Source organism: Sphingobium lactosutens DS20 (assembly GCF_000445105.1).
In the GTDB taxonomy this organism is placed as follows: domain Bacteria; phylum Pseudomonadota; class Alphaproteobacteria; order Sphingomonadales; family Sphingomonadaceae; genus Sphingobium; species Sphingobium lactosutens.
Window position 1 is genome coordinate 60,432 of record NZ_ATDP01000101.1, and the last position, 20,938, is coordinate 81,369.

17 protein-coding genes are annotated in these 20,938 nt (G+C 65.5%); 5 read left to right on the forward strand and 12 right to left on the reverse strand.

What is annotated here, in order from left to right:
- Window positions 1-155 precede the first annotated feature (155 nt).
- From RLDS_RS46275 to RLDS_RS46285, 3 genes are read right to left on the reverse strand one after another with little or no spacing between them, the layout of a single operon-like run.
- Window positions 156-1,520: an efflux transporter outer membrane subunit gene (locus RLDS_RS46275; RefSeq protein WP_021227248.1), complete on the reverse strand. Its 1,365-nt coding sequence runs from the start codon at window positions 1,518-1,520 to the stop codon at window positions 156-158.
- Entirely contained in the window at window positions 1,517-4,657 is a 3,141-nt protein-coding gene (locus RLDS_RS46280; RefSeq protein WP_021227249.1) for an efflux RND transporter permease subunit, read from the reverse strand. Before RLDS_RS46280 ends, RLDS_RS46275 begins: the two co-directional genes overlap by 4 nt.
- A gap of 7 nt (window positions 4,658-4,664) precedes the next feature.
- The gene (locus RLDS_RS46285; protein ID WP_021227250.1) at window positions 4,665-5,795 is read right to left on the reverse strand and encodes an efflux RND transporter periplasmic adaptor subunit; all 1,131 of its coding nucleotides are present in this window, start codon (window positions 5,793-5,795) and stop codon (window positions 4,665-4,667) included.
- A 369-nt stretch (window positions 5,796-6,164) separates the two neighbouring features.
- Between RLDS_RS46285 and RLDS_RS46290 the strand changes: the two genes are divergently transcribed.
- Window positions 6,165-6,893, forward strand: a complete 729-nt coding sequence (locus RLDS_RS46290) for a response regulator (RefSeq protein ID WP_021227251.1) — start codon at window positions 6,165-6,167, stop codon at window positions 6,891-6,893.
- Entirely contained in the window at window positions 6,890-8,254 is a 1,365-nt protein-coding gene (locus RLDS_RS46295) for an ATP-binding protein (RefSeq protein ID WP_021227252.1), read from the forward strand. The genes RLDS_RS46290 and RLDS_RS46295 overlap by 4 nt, the downstream gene beginning before the upstream one ends.
- Window positions 8,255-8,258: 4 nt before the next feature.
- On the opposite strand, the gene RLDS_RS46300 is transcribed toward RLDS_RS46295, so the two are convergent.
- The 5 genes from RLDS_RS46300 to RLDS_RS46320 all read right to left on the reverse strand — a co-directional run bounded on the left by RLDS_RS46300 (window position 8,259) and on the right by RLDS_RS46320 (window position 12,036).
- The gene (locus RLDS_RS46300; RefSeq protein WP_021227253.1) at window positions 8,259-8,585 is read right to left on the reverse strand and encodes a DUF3325 family protein; all 327 of its coding nucleotides are present in this window, start codon (window positions 8,583-8,585) and stop codon (window positions 8,259-8,261) included.
- Window positions 8,582-10,093, reverse strand: a complete 1,512-nt coding sequence (locus RLDS_RS46305; RefSeq protein WP_021227254.1) for a PepSY-associated TM helix domain-containing protein — start codon at window positions 10,091-10,093, stop codon at window positions 8,582-8,584. Before RLDS_RS46305 ends, RLDS_RS46300 begins: the two co-directional genes overlap by 4 nt.
- Window positions 10,090-10,458 (reverse strand): ketohydroxyglutarate aldolase, encoded by a 369-nt coding sequence (locus RLDS_RS46310; protein ID WP_236616885.1) that lies wholly within the window; start codon window positions 10,456-10,458, stop codon window positions 10,090-10,092. The genes RLDS_RS46305 and RLDS_RS46310 overlap by 4 nt, the downstream gene beginning before the upstream one ends.
- An 82-nt stretch (window positions 10,459-10,540) precedes the next feature.
- On the reverse strand, window positions 10,541-11,173 hold the full coding sequence (locus tag RLDS_RS46315) for a 2-dehydro-3-deoxy-6-phosphogalactonate aldolase (RefSeq protein ID WP_021227256.1): 633 nt from the start codon (window positions 11,171-11,173) through the stop codon (window positions 10,541-10,543).
- Window positions 11,170-12,036, reverse strand: a complete 867-nt coding sequence (locus tag RLDS_RS46320; RefSeq protein ID WP_031298631.1) for a 2-dehydro-3-deoxygalactonokinase — start codon at window positions 12,034-12,036, stop codon at window positions 11,170-11,172. The genes RLDS_RS46315 and RLDS_RS46320 overlap by 4 nt, the downstream gene beginning before the upstream one ends.
- 138 nt (window positions 12,037-12,174) lie before the next feature.
- Here RLDS_RS46320 and RLDS_RS46325 point away from each other — a divergent pair, with 138 nt between their 5' ends.
- The gene (locus tag RLDS_RS46325) at window positions 12,175-12,849 is read left to right on the forward strand and encodes a DUF4197 domain-containing protein (RefSeq protein ID WP_021227258.1); all 675 of its coding nucleotides are present in this window, start codon (window positions 12,175-12,177) and stop codon (window positions 12,847-12,849) included.
- Between the two features lie 38 nt (window positions 12,850-12,887).
- Window positions 12,888-13,151: a hypothetical protein gene (locus RLDS_RS46330; RefSeq protein ID WP_031298633.1), complete on the forward strand. Its 264-nt coding sequence runs from the start codon at window positions 12,888-12,890 to the stop codon at window positions 13,149-13,151.
- 59 nt (window positions 13,152-13,210) lie between these two features.
- Here the strand turns inward: RLDS_RS46330 and RLDS_RS46335 are convergent, their stop codons facing one another.
- Both RLDS_RS46335 and RLDS_RS46340 read right to left on the reverse strand, forming a co-directional pair.
- Window positions 13,211-13,453: a hypothetical protein gene (locus tag RLDS_RS46335; RefSeq protein ID WP_021227260.1), complete on the reverse strand. Its 243-nt coding sequence runs from the start codon at window positions 13,451-13,453 to the stop codon at window positions 13,211-13,213.
- Window positions 13,454-13,703: 250 nt separating this feature from the next.
- Window positions 13,704-14,756 carry a Leu/Phe/Val dehydrogenase gene (locus tag RLDS_RS46340; RefSeq protein WP_021227261.1) on the reverse strand — a complete coding sequence of 351 codons (1,053 nt, stop codon included), beginning with the start codon at window positions 14,754-14,756 and terminating at the stop codon, window positions 13,704-13,706.
- A gap of 130 nt (window positions 14,757-14,886) precedes the next feature.
- Between RLDS_RS46340 and RLDS_RS46345 the strand changes: the two genes are divergently transcribed.
- Window positions 14,887-15,348, forward strand: coding sequence for an Lrp/AsnC family transcriptional regulator (locus tag RLDS_RS46345; RefSeq protein ID WP_031298634.1), 462 nt, complete (start codon window positions 14,887-14,889; stop codon window positions 15,346-15,348).
- 22 nt (window positions 15,349-15,370) lie between these two features.
- On the opposite strand, the gene RLDS_RS46350 is transcribed toward RLDS_RS46345, so the two are convergent.
- Together RLDS_RS46350 and RLDS_RS46355 are read right to left on the reverse strand one after the other, a co-directional pair.
- Window positions 15,371-17,203 (reverse strand): gamma-glutamyltransferase family protein, encoded by a 1,833-nt coding sequence (locus RLDS_RS46350; RefSeq protein ID WP_021227263.1) that lies wholly within the window; start codon window positions 17,201-17,203, stop codon window positions 15,371-15,373.
- The gene (locus RLDS_RS46355; RefSeq protein WP_031298635.1) at window positions 17,203-20,625 is read right to left on the reverse strand and encodes a TonB-dependent receptor; all 3,423 of its coding nucleotides are present in this window, start codon (window positions 20,623-20,625) and stop codon (window positions 17,203-17,205) included. Before RLDS_RS46355 ends, RLDS_RS46350 begins: the two co-directional genes overlap by 1 nt.
- Between the last annotated feature and the right edge of the window lie 313 nt (window positions 20,626-20,938).

Here is a 20,938-nt window from a genome sequence, read left to right on the forward strand (position 1 = left end):
TAAGACATTGGGCATGGGGTGACGCAAATGATACGGCGTGGTACGGATAAGGGTTGGCCTTGCGCGCGCAAGCCTCGGTGGACCGCATCTATGTTGACGAGCCGTCCCCGCCAGCCAAGCCTGTTCTGCCTGGCCGGATAACGAACCGATGATCCTTACTGATCGGCGCCGATGACGCGGTAGAGCAGGATGCGGTTGGTGACGAGCGCCAAGTCCGTGGCGATCGCCGATTGCCGAGCATTATAGAGGGACCGCTGGCTGGTGAGTGCCGTCAGGAACGTGTCGATCCCGGCGCGATAGCGCTGTTCTGCCAAGTCATAGGCCTGGGCGTTGGCGGTTACGAGCCGCCGCTGCGCCGCTTGCTGCGCATCGATCGTTCCGGCGCGCGCCAATCCGTCCGCCACTTCCTGAAACGCCGTCTGGATCGCCTTTTCATATTGCGCGAGATATAGGTCGCGCTGCGCCTTGCTATATTCCAGATTGCCACGATTGGGACCACCGAAGACCGGCAGGCTGGCCGACGGGCTGGCCGACCAGCCAAAGGCGTTTCCGCTGAACAGCGATGACAAGGCGGTGCTCGCCACGCCGATGGCCGATGTGAGGCTGATCGTCGGGAACATCGCCGCGCGCGCTGCGCCGACATCCGCATTGGCGGCCCTGAGCTGATGTTCGGCCTGCAGCACATCGGGTCGCTGGAGCAATATGTCCGACGACAGGCCGGCGGGCACGCGCGCGATGCCGGGGATCAGGCTGTCGAGCGACTGGGGCAGCAGCGCGTCCTCGACTGGCGCGCCGATCAGCAGGTCCAGTGCATTGCGGTCCTGCGCTACCTGCGTCACGGTGGCGGCGACATCGGACGCGGCTTGCTCGACGATGGTTTCGGCCTGATGCACGTCGAGCTTCCCGGCCAGTCCGGCGGCGTTCAGGGACCGGGTGAGGTCTAGTGTTCGCTGCGCGCTGGCCTGCGTCTGCCGCGCCAGCGCTAGCAGGTCCCGATCCGCCGCCAGCGTGGCATAGGCGCTGGCGGTTTCCGCGATCAACGCGATGCGGGTCGAACGCGCCCCTTCCTCCGTCGCCAGATAGGATTCCAGCGCGGCCTGCGTCAGGTTGCGCACCCGGCCGAACAGGTCGATCTCGAACGCGCTGAAGCCGATGTCGGCGCTGTAACTATCCTGCCGGGCGTCATTGCGCTGGCTGATGCTGGCGCTCGCGTCTGCCGTCACGGTGGGCAGCTGCGCGGCGCGCTGGACGCGATACTTCGCGCGGGCCGACTGCACATTGGCGATGGCAGCGCGCAGGTCGCGGTTATTGACGAGCGCGCGGTCGATGATGGTACGCAGGCGTGGGTCCTGCACCAGCTGCGTCCAGGGAAGGCCCGCGCGCGTTCCATCGGGTTGGGGCGCATAGGCTTCGCCCTGCGGCAAGGCGGCAGGGATGGGCGCAGCCGGCCGTTCATAAGCGGGCGTCATCGAACAGCCCGCCAGCAGAAGCGTGGTGATGCCGAACAATGCGCGGGTCATGCCATGGCCTCCGTTCCAGCGGCGGAGCCTGCGGGCTTGTCCTTGCCGAACAAGCGCAGGATCGTCACGAAAAAGAGGGGCACGAGGAAGATCGCCAGCAGCGTCGCGGTCGTCATGCCGCCGATCACCGCAGTGCCGATGGCGACGCGGCTTTGCGCGCCGGCCCCTGTCGCGATCGCCAGCGGCACCACGCCCGCGATAAAGGCCAGGCTGGTCATCAGAATCGGGCGAAAGCGCAATCGTGCGGCTTCCAGCGCCGCGTCCCAGGCATTTTTGCCCTGATGATGGGCGAGCTCGGCAAATTCGACGATCAGGATCGCATTTTTGGCGGCAAGGCCCATGGTCGTGAGCAGTCCGACCTGAAAGAAGATATTATTTTCCAGCCCCCGTGCCCAGACGGCGATGACCGCGCCGACGAGGCCCAGCGGGATGACCAGCAGCACCGCGAGCGGGATCGACCAGCTTTCATACAGGGCCGCAAGGCAGAGGAAGACGACGAGCACCGAAAGGCCGTAGAGCAAAGGCGCCTGCCCGCCCGACAGCTGTTCCTGATAGGACAGGCCGCTCCACGCATAGCTGGTGCCGGCGGGCAATTGCTTTTGCAGTTCGACGATCCGGTCCATCGCCTCGCCCGAACTCGCGCCCTCGGCGGCCTGTCCCTGAATTTCGAAGGACGACAGACCGTTGAACCGCGACACGGACGTCGGCCCCATCACCCAGTGGGTGGTGGCGAAGGCGGAGAAGGGCACCATCTCACCGGTCGCGCTCTGGCGCACCATCCATTTGTCGAGATCGTCGGGCAGCGCGCGATAGGGAGCATCGGCCTGCATATAGACGCGCTTGACCCGCCCGCGATCAATGAAGTCATTGATATAGGTGCTGCCCCAGGCGGAGGAGAGCACATTGTCGACGCTGGACTGGGTAAGGCCCAGCACCGCCAGCTTTTCAGAATCGATATCGACCTGAAGCTGCGGCGTATCCTCTAGCGTGGCGGCGCGCACGCCCGACAGGATCGGATCGTTCGCGGCGGCGGCGATCAACTGGTTGCGCAGCGCCAGGAAGCGGTCCCGGCTCAGTCCACCGCTGTTGAGCAGTTCGAAGGTGAAGCCGTTGGATTGGCCAAGACCGCGAATGGCGGGCGGCGTCATCGCCAGCACGGTGGCATCGCGGATCGCCGCCAATTGCTTGTTGGCGCGCTGGGCGATGGCGCTGGCGGAATTGGCGCTGCCCTTGCGATCATCCCACGGGGCAAGGTTGATGAAGCCCTGCGCCACATTCTCCCCCTGCCCCTGGAAACTGAAGCCTGTGAGGATGAAGGCGAAGGCGACATTGTCCTTTTCGTCATTCATGAAATATTGCCGCAGCTGTTCGGCCGCGACCGCCGTACGGCTGGACTTGGCGCCGGCCGGCAGCGACACCTGCGCCATGACCTGTCCCTGATCCTCGACCGGCAGGAAGCTGGTGGGCAGGCGGGTGAACAGCAGCACCAGCACCGCCAGGATCACCACATAAGCGCCCCAGAACAGCATGCACTTGCCCAGCACCTGCTCGGTCCGGCGGACATAGCCATGGGTCAGGCGATCGAACCAGCGATTGAACTTGCCCGCCCAGCCGCGTTGCCGCTGGTCATGCGCCGACGCCTTGAGCAAGGTCGCGCACAGCGCTGGCGACAGGATCAGCGCGACCAGCACCGACAATAGCATCGACGACACGATGGTGATGGAAAACTGGCGATAGATGACGCCGGTCGACCCGCCGAAAAAGGCCATGGGCAACAGGACGGCGGACAGAACCAGAGCGATGCCGACTAGCGCGCCGCCAATTTCCCCCATCGACTTGATGGTCGCGTCGCGCGGGGAAAGCCCTTCTTCCTCCATCAGTCGCTCGACATTTTCCACCACCACAATGGCGTCATCGACCAGCAGGCCGATCGAAAGCACCATGCCGAACAGGGTCAGCGTGTTGATGGAATAGCCGAACAGGGCAAGGATGCCGAAGGTGCCGAGCAGCACGACCGGCACGGCGATGGCGGGCACCAGCGTCGCGCGCCAGCTTTGCAGGAACAGGAACATCACGACGACCACGAGCACCACAGCCTCGATCAGCGTGTGGATGACTTCGTCGACCGACAGCTGGATGAAGGGCGTGGTGTCGCGCGGATAGACGACCTTGTAGCCATGGGGCAGGTTGGCCGATAGGTCGGCGACCTTGGCCTTTACCAGTTCAGCGGTCTTGAGCGCATCTGCGCCCGGCGCCAGCTGCAACGCCATGCCGGACGCCGGATGACCGTTCAGCCGGGCCGAGGTCGTATAGCTTTCATTGCCCAGTTCCACCCGCGCCACGTCGGACAGATGGATCACCGATCCGTCCGATTGCGTCTTGACGATGATGTTGCGGAATTGTTCGGGGGTTTGCAGCCGCGAGCGCGCGCGGACGGTGGCGTTTAGCTGCTGCCCTTCGGGTGCGGGATCAGCGCCGATCTGACCCGCCGATACCTCGACATTCTGGGACTGGATGGCGCTCTGCACGTCCGACGGCATCAGCTTGACGGTCGCCAGCTTGAACGGATCGAGCCAGATGCGCATCGCATATTGCGACCCGAAGACCTGGGTCGCGCCGATCCCGTCGATCCGCGCGATTGGGTCCTGGAAATTATTGACCAGATAGTCCGCGACATCGGCCTGCGTGACCGTGTCGGTTTCGTCATAGAGGCCAACGACGAGCAGGAAGTCGGTCTGTTGCTTGGTGACGGTCAGACCCTGTTGCTGCACTGCATTGGGCAGGCGGCTGAGCGCTTGCTGCACCTTGTTCTGCACCTGCACCTGGGCGGTGTCGGGGTCGGTGCCCTTCTGGAAGGTGACGGTGATCCGCGCCTGCCCGTTGTTGGTGGAGGAGGACGAGAAATACATGAGGCCGTCAATGCCGGTCAGCTGCTGCTCGATGACCTGCGTGACGCTGGTTTCCACGGTTTCGGCATTGGCGCCGGGATAGGTGGCGCTGATGCCGACGGCGGGCGGGGCAATGTCGGGATATTGCGCGATGGGGAGCGACAGCATCGCGCCCAGACCCGCCAGCATGATGCCGATGGCGATGACCCAGGCGAAGATCGGCCGGTCTATGAAATAGCGACTGAGCATGACGGCCCTATTTCACGCTGGCCGGCACGGGCTTCACCGTGGCGTCGGGCTGCGCCTTGTCCGTGCCTTCGACGATCAGCCGGTCGCCTGCTTTCAACCCCGCAGTGATCAGCCATTTGTCGCCGATCGCCTGCGCCGCCGTCACGGTGCGCTGCTGGACCTTGTTGTCCGCGCCGACGACAAGCGCGGTCGCATTACCCTTCGCGTCGCGTGCAATCCCCTGCTGCGGCGCCAATATCGCGTTGGGGACGACCGATTGCGGCGCGACCACGCGCACGAACATGCCGGGCAGCAGCAGGCCGTCGGGATTGGGGAAGCGCGCGCGCAGCGTTACCGTGCCGCTGTCGGGATCGACGATCGGTTCGGCGAATTCGATGCGGCCCTCCAGCGGATAGTCGCTGCCATCGTCCAATTTCAGCCGGATCGTCGCGCTGGCGGGCAGCGTCTTGCCCGACGCCAGCGACCGGCGCAGCGCCAGCAATTGCGCGCTGGATTGCGTCACATCGACATAAATGGGGTCCAGTTGCTGGATCGTGGTCAGCGGATCGGTCTGGCTGGCAGTGACCAACGCGCCGGGCGTGAAAAGCGTGCGGCCTGCCCGCCCGCTGATCGGGGCGCGGACCAGCGTGAATTCCAGATTGACGTTGCTTGTCTGCAACGTGGCGCGCGCCTGCTGCACCGCCGCCTGCGCCTGACGCGCGGTGGCGATCACGTCATCCCGGTCCTGCGCGCTGACCGCTTCGGTGTCGCCCAGACTGCGATAACGCTGCGCCTTGGCCTGCGCGGCGGCGGCGGTGGCCTGTGCGCTGGCAAGCGTGGCGAGCGCCTCGTCGCGCGAGGCGCGATAGAGGCGCTGGTCAATCTGGTAGAGCGGCTGGCCGGCGCTCACCAGCGCGCCTTCGGTGAAGAGGCGTTTCTGGATGATGCCAGACACTTGCGGCCGCACTTGCGACATCAGCGTCGACACCGTGCGGCCAGGCAATTCGCTGGCCACCGTCACATTTTGCGTCGTCAGCGTGACCACGCCGACCTCCACCGGTCCCTTTTTCGGGGCCTTTTCCTGACTGCATGCGGCCAGCACCATCATCAGGGCAATCGGTGCGACCCGAAGGCCATGGGATCGTGCGGAGGTCGGCATGGATCGGCTGTCGTTCCTTGGCATCGGCGTTACGGGCTCCTGCGATGCCGCCGGTTGGGAACAAGGGGGATGATCGGGCGCGCAGGGGGGAGGGGTGGGGGCGCGCGCCAGGTCGATCAGGCCTGTCCGTTCGGCTTATCCGGCCGCGTCAGCGGCGAGGGGTCATCGCAGGAGCTCCGCTTTGCGTCGGCCACAGGGGGTCAGCCGACCGCATCCTCTTCGGGAGTTTGCACGTCACGTCATAGTGGGACTTGTTTTCGCTTGCGCTCCAACTGTTGCAGCGCCCTGCCCCTTCGTATCCCTTTGTATCAGCCTGTATCGCGCGCGAAGAAGCGCAGACTTTGCCGGGATCACGCGGTAGGAAAGGGCATGCTGGACTCAATCCCTGCCCGCCCGGCGACCGTGCTGGTGGTCGACGACGACGCGGATATCCGCGACCTCATCATTGGTCAGCTGCATCAGGAAAATTATCGCCTGCTGGCCGCCGCCAGCCTGGCCGATCTGCGCCGCACGCTGAAGGAGGAGGCGGTGGACCTGATCGTCCTCGATCTCAACCTGCCCGATGGCGACGGGTTGATGCTGTGCCGCGAGTTGCGCGCCGAGGGAACGGAGGTGCAGATCATCATGGTAACGGCGCGCGGCAGCGCGATCGACCGGGTGCTGGGGCTGGAACTGGGCGCGGACGATTATCTCACCAAGCCGTTCGAGCCGCGCGAATTGCTGGTGCGCATCCGCAACCTGTTGCGACGCGGGCGCAATGAGCCGGCGGCGCGTCCGGCTGCCGCGCGCTTCACCCGCTTCGGCCCCTGGCGGCTGGATTTGCAACAGCGGCGACTGGTCGCGCCCGACGACAGTCTGGTGATGCTTTCTTCCGCCGAATTCCGGCTGCTGTCCCGCTTCATCGAGGAACCCAATGTCGTGCTGTCGCGCGAGACTTTGGTGCCCGAACGCCGCGCGACCGCCGCTTTCGACCGGTCGATCGATTTGCAGGTCAGCCGCCTGCGTCAAAAGCTGGCGACGGTGCCGGGCGGGGACGAACTGATCCTGACGGTCCGGGGCGAAGGCTATGTGCTCGCGAGCGCGGTGGAGCAGCTATGACGGGTATGCGCCCAGTGAAGCGAATCCGCGCCTTTTTCGGGACGATGGCGGGGCAGATTTTCCTGATCCTGACGCTCGGCATGTCGGTGGCCGCGATCATCGCCCTGCTGGTCGCGGAACAGGCGCGGCATCATGATTTCGAACGGGTACGGCGCGCGCGGGTAGTGGCGAGCGCGGTCGATATCGCCGACCGGCTGCAGCGCGATCCTGCGCGCGTCGAAGCGATGATGGCCAATCACCGCATCGTCGGCGCGGCTATGGCGCCTGCCGGGGTGGCGCTGAGCGACACCGACGCGGAACTGGAATCGATCCTGACGGAACGACTGGGCAGGCGATCGCAACCCGAAGCGGGGCAGGTGCCGGCGGGCCTGTGCTTCCCCAGCGGCAATAAGGAACGCGCGGCAGGCGTGATCGACGCGCCGCGCCCGGACTGCTGGATCGTGCGCTTCACCGATGTGCGTGGCGCGCGGCGCGCCATGGCCTTGAGCTTCCCCCGGCTGGTCAAACCGCCCAGCACCATCTTCAACCCGGCCTATCTGCTGGTCATCATCGCAGCGTCGGCGGGGCTGGCGATCCTGGTCGCGCGATCCGTGGCCAAGCCGTTGCGGCGGCTGGAGCGCGCGGCCGAAGCCTTCTCACTGTCGCTCGACCCCGAGGAAATTCCCGAGCGCGGTCCCGAGGAGGTGCGCGCCGCCCTGTCCACCTTCAATCTGATGCAGCGCCGGGCGCGGGCGGGCTTTGCCGAACGCACGCAATTGCTGGCGGCGATCAGCCATGATCTCCAGACGCCGCTGACCCGCATGCGGCTGCGGCTGGAACTGGTCGACAATGTCGAACTTCGCGAACGGCTGCTGGCCGATCATCAGGCAATGCTGACGCTGGTGCGCGAAGGGCTGGACCTGGCGAGCAGCACTGAATCACGGGAGGAATGGTCGGTCATCGACATCGATTCCCTGCTCGCCAGCATGGCCGAGGATGCCGAGGATCTGGGCGCGCCCGTGCGGTTCGTCAGCGGATGCGGCGGCACGGTGCGGGTGAAACCCAATGCGCTCACGCGCTGCATCTCCAACCTGGTGGACAATGGCGTCAAATATGGCGGCGGCGCGGACATCAGCTGCACGCGCGCAAACGGCCGGCTGATGATCCATGTGCGCGACCATGGCCCCGGCATCCCCGCAGACCAGATCGACCAGATGTTCGAACCCTTCACCCGTGGGCCGAGCGGTCAGCCGGGCGGGCGGCATGGCACGGGCATTGGCCTCACCATCGCCCGGTCGCTGGCGATGAGTTTCGAGGCATCGGTGCGCTTGCGCAACGCGCCCGAAGGCGGCGTTGTCGCCACTATCGACATGAAGGGATAAGGCGTTAGGCGCCGGTCATGACGCCAAGGATGACGATCGCGATCGCGCCGCCCACAGCCTGCACCAGCCAGCGCGGCCGGTAGCTGAGGCCGAGCAGCAGCAGTCCGCCGACCAGCGGGAGCAGCCCGATCCAGCTGACCAGCCCGATACCCCCCTGCCAATGCGGCAGCATCGCGATCAGGGAGCAGAGGATCAGCAACCAGCCGCCGGGCGCAAGCAGCGGCGCAGCCCCTTGCTGGTGCCAGGGACCGGCCAGCGCGCGTTGGTGCCGGTTCATGCTCGCGGCCAGCGCGAACAGCCCCAGATAGAGAAGGCCCGCCGCCGCGATCATGCCGGCACCGCCCGCCGGCGCACGGGGGCGGCTGTCGCGCGACGCCGCACATGACGCAGGATCACCGGGGCCAGCGCAAAAGCGACGGCGAGCAGCATCAGGTTCATCGTCAGCATGACAGGATCGACCGCCCAGATCGGTCCCAGCAGCGCGGCGACTGTGCAGGCCAGCGCCAGCAGGCCAAGCAATAGCGGCCAGCCAATCGCCGGTGGCAGCAGCAGCCCGGCCAGCACTGCCCCGGCGGCGCTCCAAAGTGCGACCGAAACCTCCGCTTCCGCGCGCGCGACCATGTCCAGCGGCAGCAGACGGTTCGCGATCAGAAATGCGGCCGCGCCGATCGGCACGCCAGTCAGCATGCCGATATTGATCCGTTCCAACAGGCGATTGCCGAGCGACAAGGGCGCGCGTTCGCGGCGCTTCACCGTCCACAATATCATGCCGGTCGCGATCGCCATGGTCAGCATCGCCCCGCCAAGGAAATAGAGCCAGCGCGTCACGTCGGGCGCGAAGCGCGCCATATGCAGGCCATAGACGGTCTGGAACGCGCGCACGCCCGGGCGGTTTTCGGTCCAGCCTTTTATCATCCGGCCGGTGACCCCGTCGAAACTGATTTCTCCGGGCATATAGCCGATCGCCTTGGCATCCGATGGATAGGCCACCACCACCGCGCCCGTGTCGCCGGGGTTGAAGACATAGACGCGCCCGATCGGCGCTTCGCCGAACTGGCGCTGCGCGCTTGCGAGCATCGGCGCGATGGGAGCGAGCGGCGCCTTGTCGCCCGTGGCTGCGCGGGTGACGGAGCCGGGCGCAAGGTCGCTGTACATGGCGGCCACGTCCGTCCCATAGCCCGCCACGATGCCCCAGGGCAGGTTGATCGACGCCAGTGTCAGCAGGCCGGTAAACGTGATCATGATATGGAAGGGCAGGGCCAGGACGCCCAGCGCATTATGGCCGTCGAGCCAGCTGCGCTGTCCCTTGGCCGGGCGGAAGGTGAAGATGTCCTTGAAGATGCGTTTGTGCGCGATGATGCCCGTTACCAACGCGACTAGCATCATCATGGCGGCGAGCGACGCAAGCAGTCGGCCCCATGGATAGGGCAGTTCCAGTTCGAAATGCAGGCGGTAGAAAAACTCCCCGCCCAGCGTTTCACGCGCTACCGGCGCGCCGCTCACCGGATCGAGCGCGCGGGTGAGATAAGCGCCATCGCTGTCATAGGTCGCCTGCACCACATTTTGATGGGCATGAGGGGCGGTCAGATACCAGCCGGCGGAACCTTGACTATTGTCTTCCAGCCAGCGGGTTGCCGCGACGATCGCATCTGCCGGCGCGGCGATCGCAGTTGTTTCCGGGCGCATCCAGCGGCCAATTTCGTCCTTGAAGACGGTCAGCGTGCCGGTAAGGCACATGATAAACAGCACATGGCCCAGCAATAGACCGGTCCAGCCGTGCAGCCAGGCCATGGACTGGCGCGCGCCATCGCGAATTGTCGCTGGCGCCGATCCTTTCATGCCGGCTGTCCTGCGGCCCAGGCGCCAAGCGCGAGCAGGCCCGCGATGCCGACAACACCAGCCAGCGCGCGCCACGGCCCCGACGCCAGAAAGGCCCAGATGGTGACGGCGGGCGCAACCGGATAGGCGACCATCGTCGCAACGGCGACGGCTTCCACCCGGCTCATCGGCAGGGTTCGCGCCAGGAGCGCTGCGGTCAGCGCCATCACGAGATAGGCGCCGACCGATCCCGCCAGCGCGCGCAGCGCCACATTGCCGCGATAGCGCCATCCCGTATGCCGCCGCGCCGATGCCGTCACGCGCACCCGGCTCCGCCCGGCGCCGCCGACAGGCGCGAGCATCCCTGATGATGGCGGAGAAAACATTATATCACGATCCTTCGCGCAACCGGCCTCCCTAGCGCGATAGGAAATCATCAGATGCGAGTCAATCGCATTAGCATATATGTCAGGCTAGCGCCGCCCGCCATCCGCGCACAAAAGCCTCAGCCGCCTCACTGACATCAGCCGCGCTCGCGCCGGGCTTGTAAAGCGCCGAACCCAGGCCAAAGCCATTGGCGCCCGCTGCGATCCACGGGGCCATGTTGCCGGGGTTGATGCCGCCCACGACCAGGATCGGCAGATTCTTGGGCAGCACGGCGCGTTGGGCCTTCAATACCGCAGGCGTCGCCGCTTCGGCGGGGAAGAGCTTGAGCGCGCGGGCACCGGCCTGCACCGCCGCGAAGGCTTCGGTCGGGGTGAAATAGCCCGGCATGGAGATGAGGCCCGCCTGCGCGCTGCGGCCGATCACCGACAGGTCGCTATTGGGGGAAATGATCAGCTGGCCGCCGGCCTGCTGCACGGCATCCACCTGATCGGGGGTCAGCACCGTGCCCGCGCCGACCAGTGCCTTGCCCGCCAACCGACGTGCCAGCCGCCCGATGCTGTCCAGCGGATCGGGCGAATTCATCGGCACTTCTACCAGAGTGAAGCCGGCGTCGACCAAGGCGTCGCCAATCGGTTCGACTTCGTCCGGTCGCACGCCGCGCAGAATGGCGACCAGCGGGCAGCGCGCAAAGGCGGTCGCGAAATCAAGGTTCATGTCATAGTCTCCCAAAGCCGGGTCGCGCCGGCGATGAAGGCAGCCTGGCTGTCGATCCGCACCGCCAGCCCGCCCAATTGCGCAATCGCGCTGGCATAGAACGCGCCCAATGTCGGGTCAGCCAGCAGATGCACCCTTTCTCCCGCAGCATGCGCGGCGCAATCCGCACCGATCAGCAGGCCGCTGACATAAGATGCGGCGTCCGCGCGGGCGCGCAGGCCAAGCAGGCTGGCGGGACGCACGCCGAACAGCGACGCCAGCACATCGCCGCGCGCGCCGTCACGCACACCGTCGGCAAAGGCGTCGCCTGGGCTAACGTCGCCCGTCATTTCCTGCCCGATCAGCGCGTGATTCTTGAGCAGCGCAAACATCTCCCCCGTCATGGCGGTGACAAAGCGAGCGATCGCACCATCGGTCATCCAGGCCCATTTGCAATGGGTTCCCGGCTGGCACAGCAAGGCATCGCGCGGCGCAAGTCCCGCGCACATCGCGCCCAGCAATTGCACCTCCTCGCCCCGCATCACGTCGCCGCGCCCGTCCGCGACATGGGATATGCCAGGAATGATGCGCACACCTTCCATCGGCGTGACCATGGCGGCGGCAATCTGCTCCAGGGTTGCGGGCGTCGCCGCATAGCCCGCGTCCACCCAGCCGCGATTGGACCCCACCATGCCCGCAAGCAGCATCGGCATATCGCCAAGGCGCGCGCGCAATTGCGCAACCTCCTGTTCGAAGCCGCCTGGCGAGACGGCGGTGACGCCCAGGCCGTCGGCCATGCTGTCGATTACCACGCCTTCGCGAAGGCGATAGGCGCGCCGGTTGGTCGTTCCCCAATCGACGGCGATAAAGTCCTGCTGGCCCATATTGTCCGAGTATATCGCGCCTCGGCGTTTGGCAACCGCGCTGGGGCGCAAGGCAAAAGCATCCTTCGACGTTGCTGCGTTCAGCTTTGGTCAAAGCGGCCAGGTTCATCGCCGACAATAACTTCCGGGAGACACGCCATGCCCTCGACACATGCTCTTCTTTCCGATCGGCGCAGCCTCATCGCGGCGCTGGCCATGCTGCCGCTCGCCGCCTGCGCGACGCCGATGGGGCGCTATACTGTCGAACAGGCGGTGCGCCGGCTGCTACAATTGTCGAGCGAGCGCGCCTTTGCGCGCCTGACCGAGCCGGGCGGTTTCTATGACGATCAATTGACGCGCATCAGTCCGCCCGATCTGGGCGGTGGGCAGGGCGGCGCGGTCCTGTCGGCCTTGCTACGCACCAATGCGGTGCGCAATCGCGTGGCGATGGCGCTGAACGATGTGGCGGTCGACCTCGCCGACAATGCGGCGCCGATTGTTATGGACGCGGTGCAGCGCATGACGCTGGCTGACGCCGTATCGGTGCTGCGTGGCGGCCCGACCGCGGCTAGCGACCTGCTCGCCCGCGAGACGCGCGGAGCAGTGGTCGATGCGCTGATCCCCGGCGCGTCGCGCGCGCTTCGGTCTGATATGTTCGAAATGGTGTCTGCTGCGCTGTCGGCCAGCGGGGGCCGGGATTATGCGGCCATGGCCACCAATATCTCGAACCAGATAGGTGACGCCATTTTTCGTGCGATCGGGCGGGAAGAGGCGGAAATCCGCCGCGATCCGCGCGCCACAGGCGATCCTGTCCTGATCGCCCTGCTGGGTTAGGCCTTGATTTCGTGCGCGCGCCGTGGTGACGCAGCATGATGGAACAGAAATTTCCCGGCGTCGCGTCCATCCCCTGGGATCAGGCCGCGACCATGATCGACCTGGACGGAAAACCGCCGCTCATTGGCACGATCCGCGATTGCGCGGTGCATTTTGGCTTATACAAGCCTGCCGCCCGCGCGCAGGCCCGCGTGCTGTTGACCCAGCCCGTACACCGCGAAGGACGCAAGACGCGCACTTGGTTGCTGGAGCCGGAGGAGATCGAGGCTCTGGCCGAGCGATTGAAGCGCGAAACCAACTAGATTGGGCCAACAGGCCCGGCTTTGCGGCCAATCCGCCGCGCCGGGCCTGCACGGTCCGCTCAACGCTGGGCCAGCTGCATGCTAGGCTTGCGGCTGATCGTCAGCCCGGCCTGCGCCCATTCCGCCTTGGTGCGGCATTCGGTGCGCGGCACCATGGAGCCGGCGGGCGTTTCGCGGAAGCAATAGGTGTCGGACTGTTCGTCATAGCTGACCTTGGCGCGGCCGAAAGTGCCTTCGGGCTGCGCCAGAGCGGGGGTGGCGACGAATGCGGCGGCGACGGTGGCGATGATGATGGTCTTCATGATGTGGTTCCTTCCCTGACTATGTCACGGTCCCTTGTGGATCGTGCCAACAGCGTTGCAGGGGGTGTGCCAACTTCGCGAAAAGCCCGGATTTGCGTGCGTTGCTAGACTAACGCCTTAAAAATTCGTGCGCATTTTGCCATGCAATCGGGTAAAATGCCAATTGTTGGCGCATCTGGCGCGCCGCTTTAGGGAAAGGCCGCTGGCCGACGGCGCGCCATCTAATGAGCAGTGCCGTCGGCCAAAGTTCTTAGGCCGCTTTGTCGGCCGCTCGCGCGATGATGCTCTCGGCCATTTCATCCGCCACGACCGCCGGGGACCGGCCTTCGCGCGCGGCCTGCTCCAAAATGCGCGCGACGCGCGGGCCGATCCGGGCAACGCGGGTGCGAACGCTCGCTTCGTCCTCACCCAGATATTCGGCGGACACGCTGATGATGCCGCCAGCATTGACGACATAGTCGGGGGCGTAGACGATCGCGCGGGCCAGCAGGGCATCGGCGACGTCCGGCGTCGCGAGCTGATTGTTGGCCGCGCCGCAGACGAGCCTGGCCTTCATCGCCGCGACGCTGTCCTGCGTCAGCGCCCCGCCAAGGGCGCAGGGGGCGAAGATGTCGGCCTCCGCCGCGGCGATGTCCGTCACATCGACCATGCGCGCGCCCAGTTCGTCCGCCAGCGCGCGGCAGCGATCCGCATCAATGTCGGCAATGACCAGCTTCGCGCCAGCTTCAGCCAATTGTCGACACAGGCTCGCGCCGACATTGCCGACGCCCTGCACTGCGACGGTGAGCGCATCAAGATCCGCCTTCAGCGCAAATTGCGCCGCCATGCGCATGGAATCGAACACGCCGAGCGCGGTCCAGGGGGACGGATCGCCGCCGGCCATGTCCTGCGCCGGGTGCAAGCCCGCCACATGGCGGGTCATGGTGGACACCTGCTCCATATCGGCCACGCTGGTGCCGACATCCTCCGCCGTCACATAAAGACCCTCAAGCGCCTCGACCGCCTTGCCAAAGGCCCGGAACAGCGCGGCCCGATCAAAATCGCCTTCAGGATAGCGCAACACCGCCTTCGCGCCGCCCAGCGGCAATTCGGCCATGGCGTTCTTGTAGCTCATGCCCTTGGCCAGGCGGCAGGCATCCTGGGTCGCCGCCTCGATATCGGGATAGCGCCAGAAGCGGCAGCCGCCCGCGCCCGGTCCAAGCGCGGTCGAATGAATGGCAATCACGCCGTCAAGACCGCTCGCCGCATCGCGCAGCCGCACGGTGCGCATCATCTGGCTGGGGGAAAGGGCGTGATCGACCATCATATTCTCCTGTCGAGGCATTTCGGAGGCGGCTTATGGACGCAGTCGCGCGAAGAGTCTTGCTCGAAATCGGGTGAGCATTGCCCTGTTTGGGATGATTTATCCCGAATTTGCTGCTAACAAGGTAAATATGATCGACCTCGACCCGTTTGAGCGCAAGATTCTTCGCGAGCTGCAACGCGATGCGAGCCTGACCACGGCGCAAATCGCCGAACGGGTGGGGCTGACTCCTTCGCCCTGCTGGCGCAGGATCGACCGGCTGGAACGTGAAGGGCTGATCCGCAAGCGCGTGGCGTTGCTCGACCGGCGCAAGGTCGGGCTCAATGCGCAGATTTTTGCCCAGGTGAAGCTCAACGCTCATGGCCGCGCCAATCTGGACGAATTCGGCGCCACCATCGGCGCCTTCCCCGAAGTGCTCGACGCCTATGTGCTGATGGGCACGATGGATTTCATGCTGCGCATCGTCACGCAGGATATCGACGCCTATGAGCGTTTCTTCTTCGAACGGTTGAGCAAATTGCCGGGCGTTCAGGAAATTCATTCGACCGTCGCACTGTCCGAAATCAAATCCACCAACGAACTACCGATTTGATCCAAGCCCCGTTTCAGTGGCATCAATAGCCCACCGCATAGCCCATGCGGCGGGGATCGCTGCCGCCCATGCGCGCGCCCGATGCATCGACCAGCACGCCCTGAATGCTGCCAATTGCATAAGGGCTGACCATGTCCACCCTGTGCCCCATTGCTGCCAGCCCTTGCGTGATGGCGGGATCGAAGCGGCTTTCCATCTGCACGCTGATCGCTGCTCCCGGCTTGTAGAAACTGGGTTCGGCATGCAGCGCGAATCGCGGCGCTTCGATCGCCTGCTGGATCGGCATGGCCCGGTCAATGACATTAACCAGAAACTGGAATTGCGTCTGGCCGATGGTTTCGCCACCAGGCGTTCCGCACACCAGCTTGAGCCGCCCATTGTCCAGGACGATGATCGGGCCATTGCCCAGCAATGCCCGCTTGCCCGGCGCGGCGCGGTTGGGATGACCGTCATAGGGCGCGGTCGATCCGATGCGCAGGCCGTTGTTGCACAGCAGGCCCGTGTCGCCCATCACGACGGATGTGCCAAATCCGCCGCCGACGGTGGTCGTGACCGCGATCGCATTGCCGTCGGCATCCACCACCGACAGGCTGGTCGTGTCGCCACCGCGCGCGCGCGTATCCGCCATCGCCAGCAGTGGCGGGCTGCCATTTTGCGCGATGTCGGCCCCTTGCGGAAAAGCGATGGCACGCGTCCGGTCGATAAGCGCGCGGCGCTGGGCGGCAAAATCCTTGGACAGCAGGCGATCGACCGGCACCGTGACGAAGCGCGGATCGGCGGCATGGCGATAGACGTCCGCCTTGGTCACCTTGATCGCTTCGACCAGCCAGTGGGTCAGCAGCGGATCGGTCACGTCCAGTGCAGCCAGATCCCAGCCCTCGACGATGTTGAGCTGCTCGCACAGTTCAAGGCCGGTGCGGGACGTGAGCGGGCTGCAATAGACGTCCAGTCCGCGATAGCGGGTCGACACCGGTGCTTCCCAGACCGGCTTGTAGGCCGCCATGTCGGCCATGCGCAGCCAACCGCCATTGGCGGCGGAAAAGCGGGACATCTCCTGCGCGACCGGGCCGGTGTAGAAATGGTCATAGGCGGCGTTCAACGCCGCGTCGCGGTCCGCGCCGCCTTGCAGCGCACGCGTTTCCGCGTCGGCCAGGCTTTGCAATGTGCGCGCAAGGGGCGGGTTCTTGAACAGGGCGCGCGGGGCAGGGGGCTTGCCGCCGGGCAGGAAGATGGCGGCGCTGGTCGGATAGCGGGCGAGCACCGCCTGCTGCCGACCGATGAACATGGCAATGGATGCGTCGAGCGGGTGACCGTCGCGGGCATAGCCGATGGCGGGTTCCAGCAGGGTCGCGAGCGGCAACCTGCCGAACCGCCGCGCCAGCGCGATCCAGCCGCCAAAGGCGCCGGGTACGGTCACCGCCTTGTGCCCGCTGTCCAGCTCTGCCGGGTCGACGTCCGGATCGAACAGGGCCGGCGCGCCGCCGGTGAAGGCGAGCGAATGGACCTGTCCCGCCTTGCGATTGAGGCAGGTGGCAAAGCCATTGCCCGCCGCGCTCGACGCCCAGGGTTCAACGACATTCATCACCGCCATCGCCGCGACCGCGGCATCGGCCGCGCTGCCCCCTTGCAGCAGCATCCGCGTTCCGGCCATCGCGGCCAGGGGGTGCCCGGCGGCGACGCCGCCATGGGGCATGGGCACTTCGACACGGTGGGCGCGGACCGTAGCCGGCGCGCTGCGCGGCGCATCGGGCGCGCGCGCGCCGGACTGCGCCAGCCCCGGCATGGGCAGGCTTGCGACCGCGCTGGCGAGGCCCGCCGCGATCACGTCGCGACGGGCAAGGCCCTTATCCTGCATCAGAAGCTCTTCTTGATGCTGGTATACCAGTAACGCGCCTGCGGCTGGTAGAGGCTGGACAGATAGCCGGTGGACGCCAGCGGCGGGTTCTTGTCGAAAATGTTGCGCGCGCCGATGGTGATCGCAGTGCCCTTCATCATGCCCTGGTCGAATTTGTAGGTGGCGTAGAGATTGACCGTCGTTTGTCCCTTGACCACGAAATTATTGCCGGCCGCGTCGAACACGCCATTTTGATAGACGTCGGAAATAAACTGGGTGAAGGCGCCGATCCGCACCGGGCCATAGTCCCAGGTCAGATTGCCCGATATGCGCCAGCGTGGCTGGCCGTCACGCTTCACCACGTCGCCGCCGCCCGACACCGGCACGGCGGCGTTGATCGTGCCGTCGGCCTGTCCGTCGATCACCGCCTGTACCGCAGCCGGCGCATCGACCTGATATTTGATGAGCCGCGCGGCGTTGACGTTCAGGCTGAAATTGCCAAACGAGCTGGTGTTGACCCGATAGTCCAGATTGAAATCGATGCCGTCGACCTGGATCGGCAACAGGTTCTGGAACGGGGCGGTGACGTAGAGCAGCTCACCCACCGGCGCCAATCCGGTGCCCGCGACCAGCGCGATATCGTCCGCCGTCGGCTCGCGCCGGACGACCGCCGGATTGCTGCTGCCCTGCACCCGCAGCAGATAGTCGAGGTTGAGCGCATTCTGATAATCGAGCAGGCCCACGACCCCCTTCTGCTTGATCCGCCACCGATCGACGGTGAAGGTCACCTGGCCCAGCCCGTCGGGCAGCGGCGGCTGAAGCACGGCGCCGAAATTCCAGCTGGTGGATTCCTCGGGCTTCAGGTCGGGATTGCCGCCCGATCGCCGCAGCACCGACACGTTGCGGGCGCACTGGGAAAAGCTGCTGATCCGCCCGGCGCGCAGGTCCGCCTCGCACAATATATATTCGGTGCCGCCGTTCACGCGATCCAGCGTCGCGGTGTTGAGCACTTCCAGATTGGGGGCGCGAAAGCCCTGCGACCAGGAGCCGCGCAAGCGGAACCCCTGAAGCAGGTCCCAGCTTGCCGCGACCTTTGGCTTGGCGACGTCGCCGACATCGCTGTAGCGTTCGTATCGGCCCGCGACCTGGATGTCGAAGGAACGGATCATCGGGATTTCCATCTCCGGACTGACCAGCGGAAGCGCCAGTTCGGCATAGGCGGACCAGACCTTGCGGCTGCCCGACACGTCCGGGCTGGGGCTGGCGCCCATCAGGTCCGATCCATAGAAAATGCCGGTCACAGCGTCGGTATAGGTGATGTCGACGCCCGCGACCCCGCCCTGGCGCGGATCGCGATTGTCGCGGTAGGTTTCGCGCCGGAATTCGACGCCGCTGGCGATGCCGACGCTGTTGCCGCCCCACAAATCGAGCAGGTTGGCGTTGGAGATTTTGAGGTCCCACAAGGCCAGCGTGGTCTTGTTGCGCCGGGTCGACTGGATGCGGAAACTATCCACGACCGCTTCGTCATTGGGGGTGCAATCGCCGACCGATGGCGTATCGACGCACCCGCCGTTGAAGGGATTATAGGCGTCGGGCGTGGTCTTGTTGATCGCCGCCTGCAACAGCGTGCTGGACGTGCCGTCCATCACGTCCTTCACCGTCGCCCAGGTGTAGAGGCCCGCCGATTCCCAGTTCCAGTCGCCGAAACTGCCGCGCAGACCGCCCAGGAAGCGATATTGATAATTGGTGACGTTCACCATCTTCTTGCCAGCGTCGACATAGTTGAGGCTGCGGATCGTGACCGGCAGCCCTTCGTCGGGCACGCCGACCAGCCCGGGCAGGCGGTTGGGATTGACCGATCCGTCGGCCAGCAATGTGGGACCAAGCGGATTCCAATAGGCGTCGGCGGCGACCGTGATCGGAATATTGCCCAACGACCCGCCGCTGCCGATGATGGCTTCGGTCTTGCCCCGGTAGAAGCCGACTTCGCCGAAGAAATCCAGATTGTCGGTCAATTCGTAATTGATGAAGCTGAACAGGTTGATGCGCCTGACCGACGGCTGGGTCGTCAGGTCCGAAAATGTCTGGTTGGCGTCGTAGCGCAGGTTGGAATCGACCGTCGCCATCTGCGTCGTGCCGCTGGCGTCATCCCAGCACATGCCCGGCGTCGTCGCAGCGACCTGGCAACCCGGATTGGTCGATGGCTGGATGTGAAATTGCTGCGACGCATTGGTCAGGGCGACGCCATTACTGGTGATGATGCCCGATCCGGTCGCCTGGAACGTGCCCCAGGGCGTGCTGGTCGATGTGCCGTTGAACGCGGCATTGCCTTCGAATGGCGTGCCCACGACATAGGGCCGCCGGTCGAGATTGGCGGTATAGTCCTGATCGCTGTTGTAAAGTTTCGACTTTTGCGCATAGCCGCCAAAGAGCGAGATGTTGCCGCGCCCGCCACCGAAGTTGAAGCCGACCAGGCCATTGACGGTGAATTCGCGCAAATTGGTGCCTTCGGCCGCGCCATATTGCGCATCGAAAGTGGCGCCGGTGAAGTTGGATTTCAGCACATTGTTGACGACGCCCGCGACCGCGTCGGAGCCGTAAAGCGCCGCCGCGCCATCGCGTAGCACTTCGACCCGCTCGATCGCGCCCACCGGAATGGTGTTGGCGTTGAAGCCAAAGGTCGGCACGCCGGAATCGACCACGCCGGTGATCGCCTGCGATGTCGGGTGCAACACCGTGCGGCGGCCGTTGATCAGCAGCAGCGTATTGCCCTGGCCCAGGCCGCGCAGCGATACGGTGGACACGTCGCCGCGCGCCGCATTGCCCGATCCGCCGCCCAGCACCTGTTCGTTGAAGGTGACGCCGCCCAATTGCGGGATGGACCGGAACAGGTCGCCGCCCGACACGGCCGCGACGGCATCCACCTGTTCCTGGCCGACGACGCTGACCGGCAGCGCGCCGGTGGTCTTCGCGCCCTTGATCTGCGTACCGACGACGACGATCTCTGCTCCGTCAGCTCCCTGCGGTTCGGCGGGCAGGGGCGCGGGCGCGGCATCCGACATGGCGCCTGCCACCTGCATTTCGGCAAAGGCGATAGGGCGCTGCGCCTTATTGTCCCCGCGCAGCGCCGACAAATTCCTGTCGCGCAGCGTCACCACGTCATTGCGATCCGACGCGATCACCAGGTCGGTGCCGCGGATCAGGCGCTTGAGCGCCTGGCGCGCGTCATAGGCGCCCTGCAGGCGCGGCGTGCGGGTATCGCGCAATTTGCGCGCCGGGGCGATGATCTGCAATCCGCTTTGCAGGGCAAAGGATGGCAATATGTCGGCGGCGCGGCCTTCGGGCAGGTCGAAATTGCGTTGCTGCGCCATCGCCGTGCCGCTTCCGAGCGCCAGCGCGCTCGCCCCGCCCAGGATCATGGCCGTCCATTTCAATCTGGTCATGTCTTCGCTTCCCCCTCATGACGCGCCATGGGCGCGCACCTTCCCCCGGGCGCACGGCTGCCACCGCGCACCGGACTGGCTGATCGACAAGAAATCCCACTGCTTCGATGCCGGTATCGCTGCCGACTGACGCCTCTCTGCACCTTCCTTGCGGAAAGCGGCGGCATCCCCTCCCTGCGTCCGGCTGCATGGCCGCCGGTCACATGAGGAAAGACAGCGGCGCGCACATTATCCGCCATGGTGCCGTCACATTTTTTACATGACGCCTGTTTTTCATCCGATACGGCGGATTTGCTCCACCCCTTCGTTGAAC